At 55.7% G+C, this 18,603-nt stretch carries 15 protein-coding genes; 12 read left to right on the top strand and 3 right to left on the bottom strand.

Annotation, left to right across the window (positions count from 1 at the left end; translation table 11 throughout):
- Positions 1–239 (top strand): sterol desaturase family protein (locus AC222A_RS15995; protein ID WP_486775245.1); only part of this gene is annotated, 239 nt, incomplete at its 5' end.
- Between the two features lie 14 nt (positions 240–253).
- Here the strand turns inward: AC222A_RS15995 and dxs are convergent.
- The 3 genes from dxs to AC222A_RS15980 all read right to left on the bottom strand — a co-directional run bounded on the left by dxs (position 254) and on the right by AC222A_RS15980 (position 3,429).
- Positions 254–2,164 carry a 1-deoxy-D-xylulose-5-phosphate synthase gene (dxs, locus tag AC222A_RS15990; RefSeq protein WP_372748633.1) on the bottom strand — a complete coding sequence of 637 codons (1,911 nt, stop codon included), beginning with the start codon at positions 2,162–2,164 and terminating at the stop codon, positions 254–256.
- 114 nt (positions 2,165–2,278) lie between these two features.
- Positions 2,279–3,199: a polyprenyl synthetase family protein gene (locus AC222A_RS15985; RefSeq protein ID WP_372748632.1), complete on the bottom strand. Its 921-nt coding sequence runs from the start codon at positions 3,197–3,199 to the stop codon at positions 2,279–2,281.
- Positions 3,196–3,429 carry an exodeoxyribonuclease VII small subunit gene (locus tag AC222A_RS15980; RefSeq protein WP_372748631.1) on the bottom strand — a complete coding sequence of 78 codons (234 nt, stop codon included), beginning with the start codon at positions 3,427–3,429 and terminating at the stop codon, positions 3,196–3,198. Before AC222A_RS15980 ends, AC222A_RS15985 begins: the two co-directional genes overlap by 4 nt.
- Positions 3,430–3,546: 117 nt before the next feature.
- On the opposite strand from AC222A_RS15980, the gene AC222A_RS15975 reads away from it, so the two are divergent.
- The 11 genes from AC222A_RS15975 to AC222A_RS15925 all read left to right on the top strand — a co-directional run bounded on the left by AC222A_RS15975 (position 3,547) and on the right by AC222A_RS15925 (position 18,401).
- Positions 3,547–4,278 (top strand): SDR family NAD(P)-dependent oxidoreductase, encoded by a 732-nt coding sequence (locus tag AC222A_RS15975; RefSeq protein WP_372748630.1) that lies wholly within the window; start codon positions 3,547–3,549, stop codon positions 4,276–4,278.
- Between the two features lie 5 nt (positions 4,279–4,283).
- Entirely contained in the window at positions 4,284–5,462 is a 1,179-nt protein-coding gene (locus AC222A_RS15970) for an AraC family transcriptional regulator (protein ID WP_372782966.1), read from the top strand.
- Between the two features lie 94 nt (positions 5,463–5,556).
- Complete coding sequence (locus tag AC222A_RS15965) at positions 5,557–6,444, top strand: alpha/beta fold hydrolase (protein WP_486775244.1); 888 nt, start codon at positions 5,557–5,559, stop codon at positions 6,442–6,444.
- A complete protein-coding gene (locus AC222A_RS15960; protein WP_372810145.1) occupies positions 6,441–8,567 on the top strand; it encodes a PQQ-dependent dehydrogenase, methanol/ethanol family in 2,127 nt (708 codons plus the stop codon). Before AC222A_RS15965 ends, AC222A_RS15960 begins: the two co-directional genes overlap by 4 nt.
- Before the next feature lie 12 nt (positions 8,568–8,579).
- Positions 8,580–9,251, top strand: a complete 672-nt coding sequence (locus AC222A_RS15955; RefSeq protein ID WP_372749274.1) for a nitroreductase — start codon at positions 8,580–8,582, stop codon at positions 9,249–9,251.
- Positions 9,244–11,430, top strand: a complete 2,187-nt coding sequence (locus AC222A_RS15950; RefSeq protein ID WP_486775243.1) for a DUF3604 domain-containing protein — start codon at positions 9,244–9,246, stop codon at positions 11,428–11,430. Before AC222A_RS15955 ends, AC222A_RS15950 begins: the two co-directional genes overlap by 8 nt.
- 12 nt (positions 11,431–11,442) lie before the next feature.
- Positions 11,443–11,772 (top strand): hypothetical protein, encoded by a 330-nt coding sequence (locus AC222A_RS15945; protein ID WP_372749768.1) that lies wholly within the window; start codon positions 11,443–11,445, stop codon positions 11,770–11,772.
- Between the two features lie 14 nt (positions 11,773–11,786).
- Positions 11,787–14,165, top strand: a complete 2,379-nt coding sequence (locus tag AC222A_RS15940) for a TonB-dependent receptor (RefSeq protein ID WP_372749767.1) — start codon at positions 11,787–11,789, stop codon at positions 14,163–14,165.
- A 9-nt stretch (positions 14,166–14,174) separates the two neighbouring features.
- The gene (locus AC222A_RS15935) at positions 14,175–15,275 is read left to right on the top strand and encodes an SDR family oxidoreductase (RefSeq protein ID WP_486775242.1); all 1,101 of its coding nucleotides are present in this window, start codon (positions 14,175–14,177) and stop codon (positions 15,273–15,275) included.
- Between the two features lie 79 nt (positions 15,276–15,354).
- Positions 15,355–16,836, top strand: a complete 1,482-nt coding sequence (locus AC222A_RS15930; RefSeq protein WP_372759396.1) for an MBL fold metallo-hydrolase — start codon at positions 15,355–15,357, stop codon at positions 16,834–16,836.
- Between the two features lie 152 nt (positions 16,837–16,988).
- Entirely contained in the window at positions 16,989–18,401 is a 1,413-nt protein-coding gene (locus AC222A_RS15925; protein ID WP_486775241.1) for a cytochrome P450, read from the top strand.
- The last annotated feature ends 202 nt before the right edge of the window (positions 18,402–18,603 follow it).

The following is an 18,603-nucleotide window of genomic DNA, read 5'->3' as shown; positions in this document are numbered from 1 at the left end:
GCCGCGTCATTACGACGCCTGATACCCACCACGCCCATCACGGCATGGGGCGCGGCGCAAACCCTCGGGGCAACTATGCGGTTGTGTTTTTTCTTTGGGATACGCTATTTGGCACCGGCAAAATTCCACGGGCCCGACAGCCCAGAATCGGGTTGCCCCATTCCGGAAGACTGCACTGGGCTGAGGAGTTGTTCTGGCCGTTGGTGCGAAAACCACTTGCGCCAAAGTCTAAACGTTAGCAGTTAGGCCGGGTTCAGGTTTTAACTGCGAGGACCTGGTTGGATTCGTCCAACAAGCGGGCAATGGATGCAAAGATACCATCGGCGTCGAGCCCGCACGCAGCGAGCATGGTCTCGTGTTTGCCGTGGTCGGTGAATTCGTCCGGCAGACCAAGGTTTAATACGGCATTGTTTCGACCAGAGGTATGCAAAAACTCATTAACCGCGCTGCCAGCCCCGCCGGCGATGGCATTTTCTTCCAGGGTAACGAGTAAATCGTGCTGGTCGGCCAGCTCCAGAATCAGTGCCTCGTCCAGGGGTTTGACAAAGCGCATGTCGGCAACACTGGCATCAAGTCTGTCGGCTGCCGCAATTGCAGCGGGCAGCAGCGTTCCGAAATTCAGCAGGGCGATATTTTTACCCTCACGCTTTATGGTGCCTTTGCCAATTGGCAGCTCGCGCATTTCCCGTTCAATGAGTGCGCCCGGTCCGGTGCCACGTGGGTAGCGGATGGCTGCAGGGCCGCTGTAACAGTAGCCTGTATAGAGCAATTGGCGGGTCTCATTTTCATCCGACGGCGCCATGACCACCATGTTGGGTATGCAGCGCAAGTAGCTCAGATCAAAGGCGCCGGCGTGGGTTGGGCCATCTTCGCCAACTAGTCCCGCGCGGTCGATGCCAAAGGTGACATCCAAATCCTGCAGCGCGATGTCGTGAATTAGCTGGTCGTAGGCGCGTTGCAAAAAGGTGGAGTAGATTGCGACAACCGGTTTAAGGCCTTCGCACGCCATGCCCGCTGCGAGGGTGAGAGCATGCTGTTCAGCAATGGCCACATCGTAGTAGCGATCGCTAAAACGCTCGGCGAACTCAACCATGCCCGAGCCTTCGCACATGGCGGGAGTAATGCCAACCAGCCGTTGATCGACCGTCGCGGTGTCGCACAGCCAGTCGCCGAAGACCTTCTGGTATTTGGGCCCCTTGGGTTTTTTCACCGCTTTGGGCTGGACGGGACTCGGCTCTATCTTGGTAATGGCGTGGTAACCAATAGGGTCCTTTTCAGCTGGCTCAAAGCCCTTCCCCTTGCGGGTGATAATGTGGAGCAATTGCGGGCCTTCCAGTTCACGCATATTGCGGATGGTCGGTACCAGTACGTCGAGATCGTGGCCGTCGATCGGGCCTATGTAGTTAAAACCCAGTTCTTCAAAAAGCGTGGCGGGGGCGACCATACCTTTCATGTATTCTTCCAGCCGACCCACCAGCTCCTTGGGATTACCCGGTAACTTGGCCAGGATCTCCTTGCCGCCGCTGCGAATATTGTTGTAAACCTTGGACGCCCAGATTTTCGAAAAGTAGGTGTTGAGACCGCCTTCGTTTTTCGAGATCGACATCTGGTTGTCGTTGAGCACTACCAACATGTCGGCCCTGCAGTGAGCAGCGTGGTTGATCGCTTCGAAAGCCATGCCCGCCGTCATGGCGCCATCGCCAATCACGGCAACGGTGCGTCGGTCTTCACCTTTTTGACGCGCGGCAAGTGCCATGCCCAGCGCTGCGCTGATACTGGTGCTGGAGTGGCCGACGCCAAAGGTGTCGTATTCACTTTCGGCGCGTTTGGGGAAGCCGGCCAGGCCATCGGCCATCCGCATGGTGTGCATCTGCTCGCGGCGGCCGGTAATGATTTTATGAGGGTAACACTGGTGACCTACGTCCCATACCAGGCGATCGTCAGGAGTGTTGTAGACATAATGCAGGGCGAGGGTGAGCTCCACCACGCCAAGGCCGGCGCCAAAATGACCCCCGGTGCGACCCACGGTGTACAGCAGGTATTCGCGCAGTTGGGTGGCCAGCTCGGTCAGCTGTTCCTCGTCCAGATTGCGCAGATCCGCAGGGGCTGTGATGCCGTCAAGCAATGGGGTTGTGGGGCGCTTGAGCGGTATTTCTTTAAACATGTGCACCTGTGCCGGGTTGGTCCTTCAGGGGGCGTATTGTAACTGAAAGTTCACATAGTAGTACTCTTGCGGCTGACCTTGCCGTGCGCGGCCCCAACGCGGAGTTCGTGAGCTTCAGTGTTTGCGTTGAATGATGAATTCGGCCAGTTGCCGGAGCCTGTCGGCCCGGCTGTCGAAACCCTCTATCGCTGCCAAGGCTTGGGCAAACAGCGATTGGGCGTGCTGTTTGGCACCGTCGAGCCCCATGAGGGCAGGGTAAGTAGGCTTGTTACGGGCCAAATCAGCGCCCTGGGTCTTGCCGAGTACCTCGGTACTGCTCTCCAGGTCGAGAATGTCATCCTGTACTTGAAAGGCGAGGCCGATTGCGTGACCAAAGCTGTCCAACTGCCGCAATTGCGCACCGCTTGCGCCGGCGTATTGGGCGCCCATGTTTATGCTTGCGCGCAGCAGGGCTCCAGTTTTCAGCTGGTGCATGTTTTCCAGTAGTGTGAGCTCTGGATGCTTATTTACAGCTGCCAAATCAATGGCCTGTCCGCCAACCATTCCCCGGGCCCCGGCGGCAGCGGCCAGTGTTTTGATGAGGCTGACCTGGCGATCGGCCGGAATATTGGGTGCATTTGCCAGCAGCTCAAACGCGAGGGACTGCAATGCGTCGCCGGCGAGAATAGCCGTGGCTTCGTCAAACGCAATATGGCAGGTGGGTTTGCCACGACGCAGGTCGTCGTCGTCCATGGCAGGCAGATCGTCGTGCACTAGCGAATAGGCATGAATGCACTCGATGGCTGCAGCGATGTAATCCAGTGCATCATCGTTGGCAAAGCCGGGGTTGATGGCAAGCGCGCTGGCATACACCAGCAGCGGGCGCACCCGTTTGCCACCGTTCATGGTGCTGTAGTGCAGCGCCTCAAAAAGCGGCGTCAGTGCCGGAGACGCCGCTTTGGAATACTCAGATGCAGGTTTTCCAATCAGTCTGGGCAGAGCGCTTTCGATGCGGTGCTGGCAATCGCTGAAATACTCGGTAAACGGGGCACTCATGCTTCAGGGTCGAACTCGTCCAGATGCAGTTCGCCCTGCTGTTCGGTCAATTTTTGCACTTTCAGTTCGGCGGCAGTCAGCGCTGCCTGTGCTTCTTTGCTGAGTTTCATGCCATTTTCAAAGGCATCCAGAGAGGCTTCCAGGCTTAGCTCGCCGGATTCCATCCGTTCAACGATTGCTTCGAGTTCAGCGAGAGATTCTTCGAAATTTTGCTTTTTGGCTTTTGCCATGGGGCAGTCATCGTGATGAAAATTTTTCGAATTTTAGCACAGGCGGTGCAGAATATTGCATAGGGCAGTAAACTGCGTCACCGAATTGAAAATAATGAATTGACGGAGTTTAGCGACATGACTGACAAGGCAATAGCGTTGGTAACAGGGGCTTCCTCTGGCTTGGGGGCGGAATTTTGTCGCCAACTGGCGGAGCGCTGTCGCAAAATCATCCTTGTCGGGCGTCGGCGTGCGCTGCTGGAGGACGTAGCGTCCTCCCTGCGGGAGAAAGGTCTTGAAACCGTTGTTGTGGCTGAAGACCTGACGACCGAATTAGGTTTGACTAAGGTTGTTGAAAAGATTCGTCAGCAGGGGCCGGTCACGATTCTGGTCAACAACGCCGGCTTCGGCACAAACGGTCCTTTTGTCGACACTGATTTGGCGCTGCAGCAGAAAATGGTGGACTTACATATATCTGCGACGTTGCGGCTCAGTCGCGCCGTCATTCCTTATATGAAGGAGGCCGGCGGGGGTAGTATTATCAACCTCTCGTCGCTGGGTGCTTTTTTCCCAATGAAGGATATTGCCGTCTACGTCGCAAGCAAAGCCTTCCTCAATACGTTCTCCGAATCGCTGCAGAAAGAAGTAGCCCGCGACAATATACGCGTGCAGAGTCTGTGTCCCGGCTTTACCCACACGGATTTTCACGGTCGCGACGAGTTCGATAATTTTGACAAAAATAGCATCCCGGCGGAGATGTGGATGACCAGCGAGGCTGTCGTGACGGAAAGTTTGCAGGCGCTAGATGCCGGTGAGCAGGTTGTATTTATCGCGGGCGAACAGAACCGCGCGATGGTGGCGGGGCGTTAATAATCATGCCGACCATGGCCACGCTAGCGCAATTGGGTGCGGCCCAGGGGCTGATGCTGGTGTTCGCGGTGCTCAGCGTTGGGCATGGTAATCGCGCTGCTAACCGGGTGCTTGCGCTGTTTATCGGGGTTCTGAGCCTGCGTCTGTTTCTGCTCGCGCTCGAGTACCAGTCTTTCCATGCTGAGCGGTTTAATGTTGCAGTATTTTCCCTGCTGCACCTTAGTTATGCCATAGGTCCTTTACTGTTTTTCTATGTGCGCCTGCTGACTGTGCCCGAGAATCGATTGGCATTGAGGGATGCCTGGCACTTTCTGCCGATTCCGCTGGCAGCCCTGCTGATGTTGCCCGGTGGTCCGGTTCTGCCGTTGGACTTGAGTGGTTATAACCACTTTAATGCGTTGCCGGATGAGATTCGCACCCGAGTCATTTTGGCGTCGACCCCGGTATTTTTGTCACTGGGTATCTATTCCTCGTTGTGTCTGCGTATGCTCAAGCGCTATCACCGCTCCATTCGAGAGCGCTTTTCCGCGCTGGAGAGCATCAATCTTGACTGGTTAAGGATGCTGGTCTGGTTCTGCCTGACGATCGCGTCGTTCAGCTTTTTCGGTGAGCTTTATCGCGCCTTTGCTTTGCTCGATATAGGTCCGCGTTCCGCATATTCCGTTGTGTTCAGTGTGGCCTTGATTTACTACATGGGGCTGCGAGGTTTGCGTCAGCCACTGATCTTCGACCAGTCCGAGGGGGCTGCCGTAGCTGCGGGCTTACCTGAGATGCAGGGCCAGCCCGAACTCGGGGAGCATGGTGAGAAATACCAGAAATCCGGTCTGGGTGACGAGCAGATGGAAAGTATCTGGCGCAAATTGCAGGCCTGTATGGAAAGTGCGGCCCCGTATCTGCAGCCAGGTATCAAGTTGGCGGATATTGCGCGTATGGTTGGTACCCGGGCAAATTATCTGAGTCAGACGATCAACTCACGGGCGGGGGAGAGCTTCTTCGATTATATCAACCGTCATCGGGTGGAGTACGCCAAAACCCTGCTTCTGTCGGAGCCGGATATGACCGTTTCCGAGGTGGCTCTGCGCGCTGGATTCAACAGCCAGAATGTCTTTAACGGTCATTTCAAGAAGCGTGTCGGCAAAACGCCAACACAATTCAGAAAATTAAAAGGCTATACTAAACAATAGCTTAAGTTTTATCGCTTTCATTCCTTTCACATTCGCTGGGTTGTTTTCAGCCGCTGACCTATGGTTATGGTGAATTAACCGAAAGGCGGCGACCATGATAAAGAAACTGCTACTCGGCGCACTGGCGCTCGTCCTGATCGCAGGGCTGCTGGTACAGCTATCGCTCCGCGACAACCCGGCTGTGGCGGCCAACGGTGAGCGTCTTCTGATGACTCGCAGCGGACAGTCGCTGGAGGTTTACCGGCTTGGGCCGCCGCAGGGGCCGGTGGTGGTGTTGCTGGCCAGTTTCGCCCGCTCGGTATCCGATTTTAATGCTTTGGCGCAATCGCTGGCAGATGCCGGTTTCCAGACCATACGGCTGGAAGCTCGCGGTGTTGGTGGGTCTAGCTTGCCCGAATCCGGTCCGTTACTGTTTGACTACGCTGAAGATCTCGCCTTTGTCCTCGATTCCCTGTCGCATGCCGAGCCGGTTGCGCTGGTAGGACACGCGTTTGGCAATCGTGTTGCCCGCGCATTTGCGGCGCGCCACCCCGAGCGAGTGTCCCAACTGGTTCTGCTGGCGGCCGGTGATAGTGCGCCGCCTCCTGAAACGCGCAACGCCATCTTTACTGTCATGCTGTCAATCATGCCGGAAGGGCGGCGGGAGGAGGCCTTGAAGCAGGCCTTTTTTGCGCCCGGTGCCACACCGCCTGACGCCTGGATGCGGGGCTGGTATCCCAGGGCGGGCCTGGCGCAGGCCTACGCGACGGCCAATACCCCGAAAGCACAGTGGGTGCATGCAGGATCTGATACGCCTATTTCCATTCTTCAACCGGAGCACGATGCAGCCGCCCAAGAGGGTGGGCATAAGCTGAAACAACAGCTGCCGGATCGTGTCGCCGTCGTCGCGTTAGCGGGCGCCGGGCACGCAATTTTGCCTGAGCAGCCGGAGCAGGTCGCACAGTTTGTGCTGGCACAACTCGAGCGGGAGGTCGTCCGATGACTATATTTCGAGTATTAAGACCCATTCTGCTGTTGGTGCTGACTGGCTGGGCTGTCGCCGATTCACGAACGGATTGGGCCCTGCATGGCCGTGACACTGGCGAGCAGCGCTACAGCCCGCTGACCTCCGTGAATGCCGAGAACGTAAACCAATTAGGCCTGGCGTGGTTTTTTGAGGATAAGACCGACCGCGCATTGGAGGCGACGCCGATTGTCGTGAATGGCGTGATGTATGTCAGCGGCACCTGGAGCGTGGTTTACGCACTTGACGCCCGCAGCGGTGCACTGCTCTGGGAGTATGACCCGCGGGTACCGCGGGAGCGCGCGGGAACCTTTTGTTGTGATGTGGTGAACCGCGGGGTAGCGGTCGCCGACGGTCGAGTATTTGTCGGCACCCTTGATGGTCGCCTTATTGCACTGGCCGCAGATAGCGGTGAGCGGCTGTGGGAAGTTGTCACCGTCGATCAGTCCAAACCCTACAGCATTACCGGCGCGCCGCGGGTCATAGACGGTCGAGTGGTGATTGGCAATGGCGGCGCCGAATATGGCGTGCGGGGTTATGTCAGTGCCTACGAGGCGGCGAGCGGAAATTTGCTGTGGCGCTTTCATACCGTGCCGGGAAACCCGGAAGACGGATTTGAAAGTGACGCCATGGCGAAAGCAGCAACGACTTGGAACGGCGAGTGGTGGCGTTATGGCGGTGGTGGCACGGTGTGGGATCACATGGCCTACGACCCCGAGCTCGACCTGCTCTACATTGGTGTCGGCAACGGCTCACCCTGGAATCGCCGTATTCGCAGCCCCGGTGGCGGCGACAATCTCTATCTGGCTTCCATTGTGGCGCTCCGACCCGCTACTGGTGAATACGTTTGGCACTATCAGGTGGTGCCGGCGGAAACCTGGGATTACACCGCCACCCAGCACATGGTGCTGGCCGATATCAGCTGGCAAGGGCGGCCTCGAAAAGTGCTGATGCAGGCCCCCAAAAGTGGATTTTTCATGATTCTCGACCGGGAAACCGGTGAATTGCTTTCCGCGGAGCCTTTTGCAGAGGTTACCTGGGCCAGTCACTACGATCTTGAAACCGGACGCCCAGTCGAGAATCCCGGTCAGGATTATGCCGGCGGGAAAGCCACGGTTAAACCGGGTGGCGGCGGAGCGCACAACTGGCAGCCGATGGCGTGGGATCCAGAGCGTGAGTGGATGTTTATCCCGAAGATGGAAGCGCCTTTTATCTATGTTGAACCGGAAACCTTTGTCTATAAACCGGGATGGCGCAATCAGGGAACGGATCGCCGCGAGTCGCCTCCCGGTAATGAGCTGCTGCACCGCGCCATCAGTCGCAGAATTTCGCAGGGCTTCCTGCTGGCATGGGACGTCAAGGCCGGCAAGCCGGCCTGGGAAGTGCCGCTGCCCACTGCCTGGAATGGCGGAGTGCTGGCGACGGCGGGGGATCTGGTATTCCAGGGCAACGGGGATGCACGCTTTGTTGCCTACCACGCCGGTAGCGGTGAAATACTGTGGGAATATCACACCCAGTCTCCAGTACTCGCGGCGCCAGTGAGCTATGAGCTCGACGGTGAGCAGTATGTGACGATTGCTGTAGGCGGTGGTGGTGCGTTTGGTTTGATGTCCGGTGTCAAACCTTCGACGCTCGCCCCCAAGAGCCGGTTTCTAACGTTTAAACTCGGTGCTGCGAAAACATTGCCCGAGCTGCCCCCCCGAGAGCCGATCCCGGAGCCGCCTCAGCTGCGCCCAACGGATACCGCGCGAATTGATCAGGGGCGAGCGCTGTACGCGGAAAACTGCGCCTATTGTCACGGAGTTGGTGCGATCAGTGGCGGCACCTTACCTGATCTACGGCATATGAATACGCCTACCCATGAGCTGTTTGCCCGTATTGTTGGCGATGGCGTTTATCAGGCGCTGGGTATGCCCGACTTTGGCGAGGTGCTCAGCGACGATGAGATCGACGCCATTCACACCTATCTGATCGAAGAAGCCCATGAAGACCATGACCTACGCAACACACCCGCATGGCTGCTGGCTATCAAGCGTGTTTGGTATGAGGCATTGGCCTGGTTTATTAGCCTGTTTCTGAGCGCGTCGAGCGCTTCAGCCTAAGGAGTTTTTCCCATGACATCTCAACAGACCCTTCTTGAGTTAGTGCAGCAGAGGCGGTCCATCCGTGGCTACCGCCCTCAGCGTGTCGATGAAGACGTACTGCGGCAGATCTTTACTCAGGCGCAGCGTGCACCATCTAACTGCAACACTCAGCCGTGGCAGGTGGCGGTTGTGTCTGGTGAGCGTTTGAAGAAGCTCGGACAGCGCCTGAGTGATGCCATGATGTCGGGCGACCTGCAGCCTGACTTTCCTTACGACGGTGTCTACGAAGGCATTTATCGGGAGCGTCAACACGCGTCAGCCAATGCCCTGTACAGCGCAATGGGTATTGCTCGTGAAGACAAGGCATCGCGCCACAACGCGTTTATGCGCAACTTTTCGTTTTTCGATGCACCGCATGCAGCGTTTTTCTTTTTGCCTGAGCCTTTTGGGATTCGTGAAGCCGCTGATCTGGGGATGTACGCACAAACCGTCATGCTGTCACTCGCCGCGCATGGTCTAGCGTCGTGCCCCCAGACGGCCTTGAGTTTCCAGCCCCACATTGTGCGCGAAGCATTATCGCTACCGGCATCATGGCGTCTGTTGTTTGGGCTGTCTTTCGGCTACCCGGACCCCTCCCATGCCAGTGCAAAGTGCGAGACGGACCGTGCGGCAATTGACACTGCGGTGCGATTCTATGAATAAGATGATGCGTTGCTTACGCGAGGCCATGATTGCGGGTTTGCTGGCCATCAGTGTATTAGGTGGCTGTGGTGGTAGTGATCAACCATCGGGTGAGATTGCTGGCAGTGGCAAAGCCCTCGATGAATTGCGCGATCGCGACCAGCGTCGCACGGAAACCGCGCGCCAGTTGTCGCCAAAAGCCAATGTAGACAAGCGTATCTTATTTGGTGATCTACACGTCCACACCACGTATTCCATTGATGGAATGGCGATGGAAATGCCTGTGATGGCCCAGCAGGGCTTTCACCCGCCGCCGGATGCCTGCGATTTTGCGCGCTATTGCGCGGACCTTGATTTTTTCAGTTTCAATGATCATGCAGAAAATCTGACAGAAGAACACTGGCGCGTAACCAAAGAGACCGTCAGGCAGTGCAATGCCTCCGTGCTTGATCCTGATAATCCGGACTTGGTTGCCTTTGCCGGTTGGGAGTGGACACAGGTCGGCACCACCCCGGAATCCCATTGGGGCCACAAGAATGTCATTTTCCCCGGTACGGCCGAAGACGAATTACCCAGTCGTCCGATAACTGCGCGGCCCCGGGGAAGCACGGTGGGTAATCTCGACACCACGCGAAATATGGTCAAGTTGCGTTTTATTGATCCCCTTAACTGGCGTCGCTATTCCGATCTGGGTTGGTTGCTGGATCGAATCGATAAAATCCCTGATTGTCCGCCGGGGCTGGATGGGCCTGATATCGAGGGCTATTGCAATGAGGTGGCGGAAACGCCGGCCGATCTGTTTCGCAAGCTCAACCGTTGGGGTTTTGACAATCTCGTCATCCCCCACGGCAATACCTGGGGAATATACACGCCGCCGGGGGCCAGTTGGGACAAGCAGCTGAACAGCCGTCAGCACAAGGCGAATCAAGGGCTGCTGGAAGTGATGTCGGGCCATGGCAACAGCGAGGAATACCGGTCGTGGCGGCATGTGAATTTTGATGCGAAGGGTGAACCACAGTGCCCTGCGCCAACAGCCGATTTCACCCCCTGCTGTTGGCAGGCCGGTGAAATCATGCGCCAGCGTTGCGATGGATTGTCCGATGAAGAATGCAATCAGCGTGTAAGCGATGCGCGCGATAAGGCGGTGCGCGCCGGCCCCTATCCGCACGCGGTCTTCCCGGACGCCACTGTCGAAGATTGGGGGGCGTGTGGGCAGTGTCTCGATTGTTTCAAGCCATCGCTGTCACTGCGGCCCGCATCCAGCGCTCAATACGCCATGGCGATCTCAAATTTTGAGGAGCGCGACGACGAAGGCCGTCCGTTGCGCTTCAAATGGGGTTTCATTGCGTCAACAGATGATCACACGGCGCGACCGGGTACCGGTTACAAACAATATGAACGCCGAAAGATGACCTTCGCAACCGGGCTGCGCTCAGAGTTTTATGCGCGCATGGCTATGCCCAAAGCCGATGACCCGCAGCAACCTGAAACCGTGGATATAGGCTCGGGTATTCCTGATTTCCGATCCGGCAGCTTCAGCTATCCCGGAGGGATTGTCGCTGTACATAGCGATAGTCGGCGGCGCGAGGATATCTGGGCAGCACTCAAGCGTCGTGAGGCTTATGGCACCAGCGGGCCGCGTATGCTGCTGTGGTTTGATCTTATTAATGATGAGCAAACGCTACCGATGGGCAGCGAGGCGACGCTGCGCACCGCGCCGAGGTTTCGTGTGCGTGCGGGCGGCGATTTCGTGCAGAAGCCCGGTTGTCCGGCTCCCGGTCAATCACCTTTGTCGTCGTCGAGAATGGACTATCTGTGTGCCGGGGAGTGTTACCACCCGGATGACCGGCGTCACCCTATCGAGCGCATTGAGGTGGTTCGAATCACGCCGCAAAGGGTTCCCGGCGAGCCGGTAGAGCAACTGATCGAAGACCCCTGGAAGGTGTTGCAGTGCCCGCCCTCGGCTCACGGCTGCATTGTCGAATTTGAAGATGAAACGTTTTCGCGCGACAGCATCTACTACGTTCGCGCCCTGCAATCTCCGACCCCGGCTATCAACGGCGATCCATTAAGGGTTCAAAGTGATGGCTCGACAAGTCCCTGCTATGGCGACTATCGAACGGATTTTAATGATGACTGTTTGGCGCCAGTGCACGAGCGCGCTTGGTCATCCCCTATTTTTATCAACCACAGACAATAACGAGGATATTTTATGAAACAGAAAATTGCGGCCGGTCTTATGCTGCTGTCTGGAATTACCCATCCATCGCAGTTGTTAATTTATGGAACCGGTGATCCGAACCTTGTGAATTCGTCCCTGGCGGGCATGTTGTTTTTGGTGGTGGGTGGATGCCTGTTGACCGGTAAACGCTGGAGCCTCTGGCTAGGGATTGTCCTGCCCTTGTTGTTCGGGCTGGGTGCGAGCTACCGGATTCTGACCCAGGATGTTACCCCCTTTAGTTATTTTCATACGGCTATCGACTTTATCGTGGTGGCATTGTGTGTATTACAGCTTCGCGAAAAGTCGAAGCCAGAAGCGTAATCGGAGAAGTAAAGATGAAATTCCGCCAACTATCTGGATTAATCAGCGTCACACTGATGATGGCGCCCGCCGTTTCGGCAGAACTTGCGCTGGAAGAAGTTATTGTTACAGCGCAAAAGAAAGCAGAGTCCCTGCAGGATACGCCGATCTCGCTGACAGCATTCGGTGAAGAACAGTTGGAAAAAGATGGCATCAGCAATTTGGCTGATATCGGTTCCAGTGTTCCCAGTCTCACTATCGAGCCGTTTCCCATCAACAACTCAACACTGCGTATATTCATTCGCGGTATTGGTCTTATTGATGCGCAGCTGACGCAGGATCCGCCGGTCGGGGTCTATATTGATGGCGCCTATATTGCGCGCTCTTCCGGCTTGTCACTGGATATTGCTGATTTGCAGCGCATCGAGGTACTGCGTGGACCTCAGGGAACATTGTATGGTCGCAACTCTACGGGTGGCACGATCAATCTGATTACCAAGCGGCCTGCGTTCGATGCATTGGAATTCGAACAGAAACTTACCTCTGGCAATCGTAACCTTTTTTCGAGCAAAACATCGCTAAACCTGCCGCTGGGAGAGCGTTCAGCCGTCAAACTGGCTTATTTGACCTCGCAGCGAGATGGCTTTATAGAAAACAAGGGCCCGGGAGGCGACTTTGGCGATAAAGATGTCTCCGGTTTCAGAGTGGATTTTGCAATGGACGTCAGTGATCGTCTGAGTCTTGATTTTGCATACGACGACGCTGATTTGGATTACTACAACTATGCCTATCAGGGGGTTACGCCGGCGACGGTTAACCCGACACCGACAAATGCAGGTGAGGTGATCAACGCCGGTCTGGCCCGCTACTCTCAACAGTACATGACCTACTCCGATCGCCGGGTAGACAGCATGACGACTTTTGCACCGTTGGAGGAGTCGTTCAGTGATATTAAAGGCTGGAGTCTGACTGCCCGATACAGCCTTTCAGAGGCAGCGGAGCTGAAATATATTTATGCAGCGCGCGAGCTTGTCGATGGTTCCTATTCTGATCTGCCCGCCAGCGGCAGCCCTAACTATCGTATTGATAATGGCGATTATCGCTCTCGCGACGGCAGTGTTTTTGTGCCGGGCGTTAACCGCATACTGGATCAGGAGCAAAGCTCACATGAATTGCAACTCAGCGGGCTAGCGTTTAGTGAACGCGTTGAATACATCGTGGGGCTTTACTATTTTGAAGAGTCTGCCAGTGAAGACAACGCGCCATCCCATCATCAGTTCTCCGGGCCGATAGCCATTACAGAGACTGGTGCAACCACCACGACGACGTTTATCAGCAACTTTAACAGCCAGTTCTTCACGATAGATAATGAAGCGCTGGCTCTGTTTGGTCGTGCAACCTGGACCCTGCCCATTCTCGATGACAAGCTGCGCCTCACTTTCGGTGCGCGTCACTCGGAAGATTCTCGTGACACGACCAAAGACTATTCAACGGCGACCTATGTTGAATCAGAAACGCGGGCGACCAGCACAGGTGCGCTGATCGCGACTACGCCGCGCACCGGCCCGGTACAAAGCGCAGGTTATTACTCTGAAGCAGACCAGAAGTTTTCAGACGATTCCTTTGAGTTTATTGCCGAATACGATGTGTCGGACAATGCCAACGTCTATGGAAAGTTTGTCGAGGCATATAAAAGCGGTGGTTTCAATACCCGTGATCCTGACCAGGCTCGGTTTGAGCGGGGCTTTGCTGAAGAAAAAGTTGCGTCTGTAGAGCTCGGTGTTAAAAGTGAATTAATGGATAGGCGGCTGCGCGTAAACGCAGATATTTTTGCCAGTGAATACACAGACATACAATTAAATTTTCTGATTGGCAATTCGATCGCGGACACACAGGTGGTTAACGCCGGCGAAGCAGAAATGTATGGCTTCGAAATGGACCTCACCTTTCTTGCCTCGCGTGGGTTACTGGTGATGTTCAACTATGCCTACCTTGATGCCGAAGTGACCAGCGCGATTGATCCAGATACCGGCGAAGATGTGACTGATTCCTTTGTATTTAGCTCCGCACCGGAACATTCCTATACGGCGGCTCTCGATTACACCGTTAATGAATGGAGCTGGGGCCGTTTAGGCTTGAATGTGAGCTATAACTATATGGATGACCGCAACGGCTCTAACCGTTCGGAGGTGTCCAAGCGGGTCTTTTTGGAAAGCTATGACCTTGTAAACGCCCGTTTGGGCCTTTACGACATGCCTCTCTGGGGTGGTGTGCTGACTGCGGCTCTCTGGGGTAAAAACCTGGCCGATACCGAGTATGTGGTCAGTGCCATAGACAATCTTCCGCACGCAGACCGCGCGGTCATCTGGGGTGAGCCGCGCAGCTATGGCCTCGATGTCATTTACCGATATTGAGGCCTAGTTATGACTTCAAAGCAGAACACGATTTTAGTGACAGGTGGAACGGGTTTTTTAGGACGTTTTTTAGTTGAACGACTTCTCCAGCGTGGAGCGCGTATTTTGTTGCTGGTGCGGCCGGGATCAGAAGGTAAGCTGGAAGCCTTGCGCCAGAAACTGTCGGCCAGTAACGAACAGTTGAGCATGGTGGCAGGCGATATTGCCGAACCCGGAATGGGTATGTCAGATCTGGACCGGGAGCAATTAAGCGGCCAGATTTCCGCTTTCTTTCATGTCGCTGCACTCTACGACCTGAAAGCCCCAGCCGCGCAACAGCAACGGATGAATGTTGAAGGAACAGCAAATGCACTTGCCTGTGCCAAGCAGTTAAAGGTCGGTTGCTTTCACTACGTCAGTTCAACGGCGGTGTCCGGGATGTATTCGGGCTGCTTTACCGAAAATATGTATCCTGAGGCTGAAAATCTTGCGAACGCCTATTTTCAGACCAAGCATGATGCGGAGGGAATTGTTCGGGCAGAACGATCGCTACCATGGCGGATTTACCGCCCCAGTGGCATTGTCGGCCACTCGCAGACTGGCGAGATCGATAAAATTGACGGGCCGTACTACAGCTTCGCGGTCATTCGTAAGCTGTCGGCATTACCTGCCGTACTCACCCTGCCGGGGGTAAAAGGCAAGGGTGCGTTGAATCTGGTGCCGGTCGATTTCGTAGCTAATGCCATTGATCATATCGCTCATCAGCCGGCACTGGATGGCCAGTGTTTTCATCTGACCAATAGCCGTGGCTATAGTCCGGTGCAGATAACTAACGTCTTTGCCAACGTGGCGGGCGGACCTCAATTGAGCGAGAAGGTAGCAATCAATACCGACAGTCAATTATTTACGCGTTTGCTATCGCTGAGGCCTGTAGCCGCGGCGGGGCGCGCGGTATTAGCCAAGGTGGGTATCCCCGAAGACGCCCTGCGTATGATGCAGTGGGACACAGTTTATGATGCGACCAACACACAGGCAGCCCTGCGCGGCACTGACATCGCGGTGCCGCCGCTTGAATCCTATGCTGATCGATTATGGGACTATTGGGACACGCATTTGCGCATAGCAGGCTGACAGTTGATAGAGGGCGTTTAAAGCGTGAAATCAATAACGCTTTGGAATACCCCCGTCGGGAACTGAGGAGGAAATAGAGATGGTTAGAATGTCCGGTAAGGCAAGCGTCACTGTGCTGTGTGCCCTGATCGCGGCAGCGTTGGGGTATTGGGTTGGCCAGAGCGGTCAGAGTGCTGGTGTCGCGCTGAAACATGCCGGTTTTAAAGCGCTGTCAGTGGCCATGAAACAGAGCGCAGATCGTGATGCCGAACGTTTGGTGCTGGTGGAAAACCCGGAGTTGATTGATCGTATTTCCGAGGGAGGTGCTTTTGGTGGCGAGTTTTCGCGCGATGCGGCACAGAATATGTTCGGCCGGCACCATCACGATGCGATAGAGGATGTTGCGCGTAAAACCTCGGTTCACGAATTTGGTACGGGCAGCTGGCTGGTGCGTATGCCGATTGTCAATGCGGTGTTTTTTGAGACCTCGGAGGGGCTGGTGGTCGTGGATACCGGTATGGCACCGGCAGGTCCGGGTTTGCTAAAGGCCATCCGGTCCGTCAGTCAGCAGCCCATTCACACCATCATATACACTCACGGTCATGTTGATCACGCCTACGGAACCTGGGCGTTGATGGAAGATTCTCCCGACGCGCAGGTTATTGCGCATGACGCGTTGCCAGCTCGGTTCGAGCGCTACATTCGACTGCGTGGCTCGCTGGCCCGCTATATGAGTCAGCCGGTGGATCAGCTGCCGAAGTCCCGGGAGGACCTGGTATGGCCGACGCAGACGTTTTCGGACCGGCTGGAACTGGTAGTTGGTGGTGAAACCTTTGTGCTTCAGCACCATCGCGGTGAGACCGATGATCAGCTGTATGTGTGGGTGCCCGGCAGAAAAGTGTTGGCCAGTGCCGACTATTATCAGGGCTTCCTGCCCAATGCTGGCAATGGCAAGCGGGTGCAGCGCTATGTAGAGGACTGGGTTGTCGCCCTCAGGGAGATGGCGGCATTGCAACCGGCGGTAGTGTTACCCGCACACGGTGATGCCATCACGGATACAGCGATTATTCAGGAAAACTTTCATGTTCTGGCCGACGCGCTGGACCATATTGTTCAGCACACGCTGGCTGGTTTGAATGCGGCGCTGCCGCGGGAGCAGATATTCCAGAGCGTTGAATTGCCCCGTCGTCTTGCTGAGCATCCCAGCCTGAATGTTCAGTACGTAACACCGGCTGATATATCCAAGATGCTGATAAAACAATACGCAGGGTGGTGGGATGATGTGCCATCCAACTGGTCGCCTGCGCCGCTGCGCGAGCAAGGGCAGAAAATTGCCGAGCTGGCTGGCGGGCTGGAACGCCTGACGGCTGAGGCGGTGGCGTTGTCGCGCAGCAATGTCCGTCTCGCATGTCACCTGGTTGACTGGGCCTGGGAAGCTGACCCGCACAATCCGTCGGTACAGGCGGCAGTCATTGCCGTGTATAAAGCCAGAATTTTGCACCCCGACAGTAATACTCAGGAGATCCTGGAGTATGTGCGACGCATGGGCGAGGCGCGTCGCTTGCAGCTTGAAAATAACTAGATTTGCTTTAATGGCGTTGCCGATCTGGAAAACTCCGCCCTCTGGAGTAGCCCCAGGGCTGGCGGGTTATCAATGTAATCCATTTAGGTTTACACAGTAAACCTAAATGGATAAACTGTCCGGGTATTGACCATTTCCGCCGGGACTTATCCATGCAAAACTTTCTGTTCCACAGTCGTCGTCTGGCGCTGTCCTTTGTCATAGAGCATCTGTTGCGTTTCAGTGCCTGGCGTCGTCGTAAACACACGCCGCCGTCACTGCCGGAGCAGCCACTTCCCGCCAACCCCAAGGTGCCGGAAGACTTTCGGCCTCTGGAGAACGCCTGTTTTCAGAATCCTTATGCGTTCTACAAATTGCTGCGCGATGAGTATCCGGTTTACCAGCTGCCAAATGGTATCTTTTGTATTTCCCGCTTCGACGACATCGTCGCAGTGAGTCGCGATTGCGATACGTTTTCTTCCACTCATCAGGGCGCTATCGCAGGTCTGCGTCAGGGGCAAAGCATCGAACGCGCCGGCGCGCGCATAGAGGCACTTGCTCAGCTTGGCGTGGTGCCTTGCAATGTGTTGGCCTTGTCAGATCCACCCAAGCACACGGACGAGCGCAAGGTTGGGCACAAGGGGCTCAATGCGCGCTTTGTCAAAAGTCTGGATAGCCAGGTGGAGGCATTGTGCAAAAGCATGATGGACGAATTTATCGACACTGGCCGTGTGGAGTTCATGCAGGAGTTTGGTTGGAAACTGCCTATGCGCCTGATCATATCGCTGCTGGGTTTTCCCGAGGATGACTTCGAAAAGATCAAGGGTTGGTGTGTGCATGGCATCGCAACGCAAAGTGGTATCGCCAGTCCCGCTGAGCTGGCAAACAGTCGCGCTGAAATGATGGTATTTGTGCGCTATTGCTGGCGGCAGTTCCTGATCGCCAAGCGACAGCCGCGCGACGACCTCAGCGGTATTTTTGTTCGCGCCGCGCTGGATCCGAATAATCCGATGACCGACCAGGTCGCGGTCAGCGCTATCCTGCAACTTCTGATTGCCGGTAGTGATTCCTCTGCTACCAGTATGGGTAACGCGCTAAAAATGTTGATCGACAATCCCGATCTGCAGGCGGAAATCCGCGCTGATATGGACAAGTTACCGGCCTTTATTGAAGAGGTATTTCGGCTGGAAGCGGCGTTTCAGGGGCATTTCCGGTGGGTCAAGCGCGATACGGAGCTGCACGGCGTCAAGCTGCCCGTCGGTAGCCGTATCTTTCTGATGTGGGCGTCGGGAAATCGTGACGAGCGCGTGTTTGCGAATCCGGATGTCATCGATTTGCAGCGAAGCAACGGCAAGAAGCACCTCACGTTTGGCCACGGCATTCACGCCTGCATAGGCCGCGAATTGGCGCGCAGCGAAATTCGCATTGTGCTTCGGGAATTCCTGCAGCGTACCGAGAATCTTCGGCTGGACGGTGAAGCTCCGTTCCTGGCGTCCATGTTTGCTCACACCTTGTTGAAGTTGCCCGTTGCCTTCGACCCCGTGCCGGCGGCAGCATCGCAAAGTACGTCGAGCCAGGCGGCATAGTGCAGGCGGCATAGTGCAGGGGGCATAGTGCAGGGGGCATGGCGCGTAACAGCGGATATAATTCGCATTTTTGAATTCCCTTGTCAGTCTCACTGATATGTAAACGAAGGAGTCGATCGGCATGACCAAAGCTGCGCTGAACCCTCAGAACTTTGTTGACGCCGCGCTGGAAGTGATTGACGAGGTGGGCGTCGATAAGCTG

Source organism: Litorivivens sp. (assembly GCF_057445395.1).
Note: the sequence above shows the minus strand (reverse complement) of the source record. Positions and strands in the feature narration are given on the sequence as shown.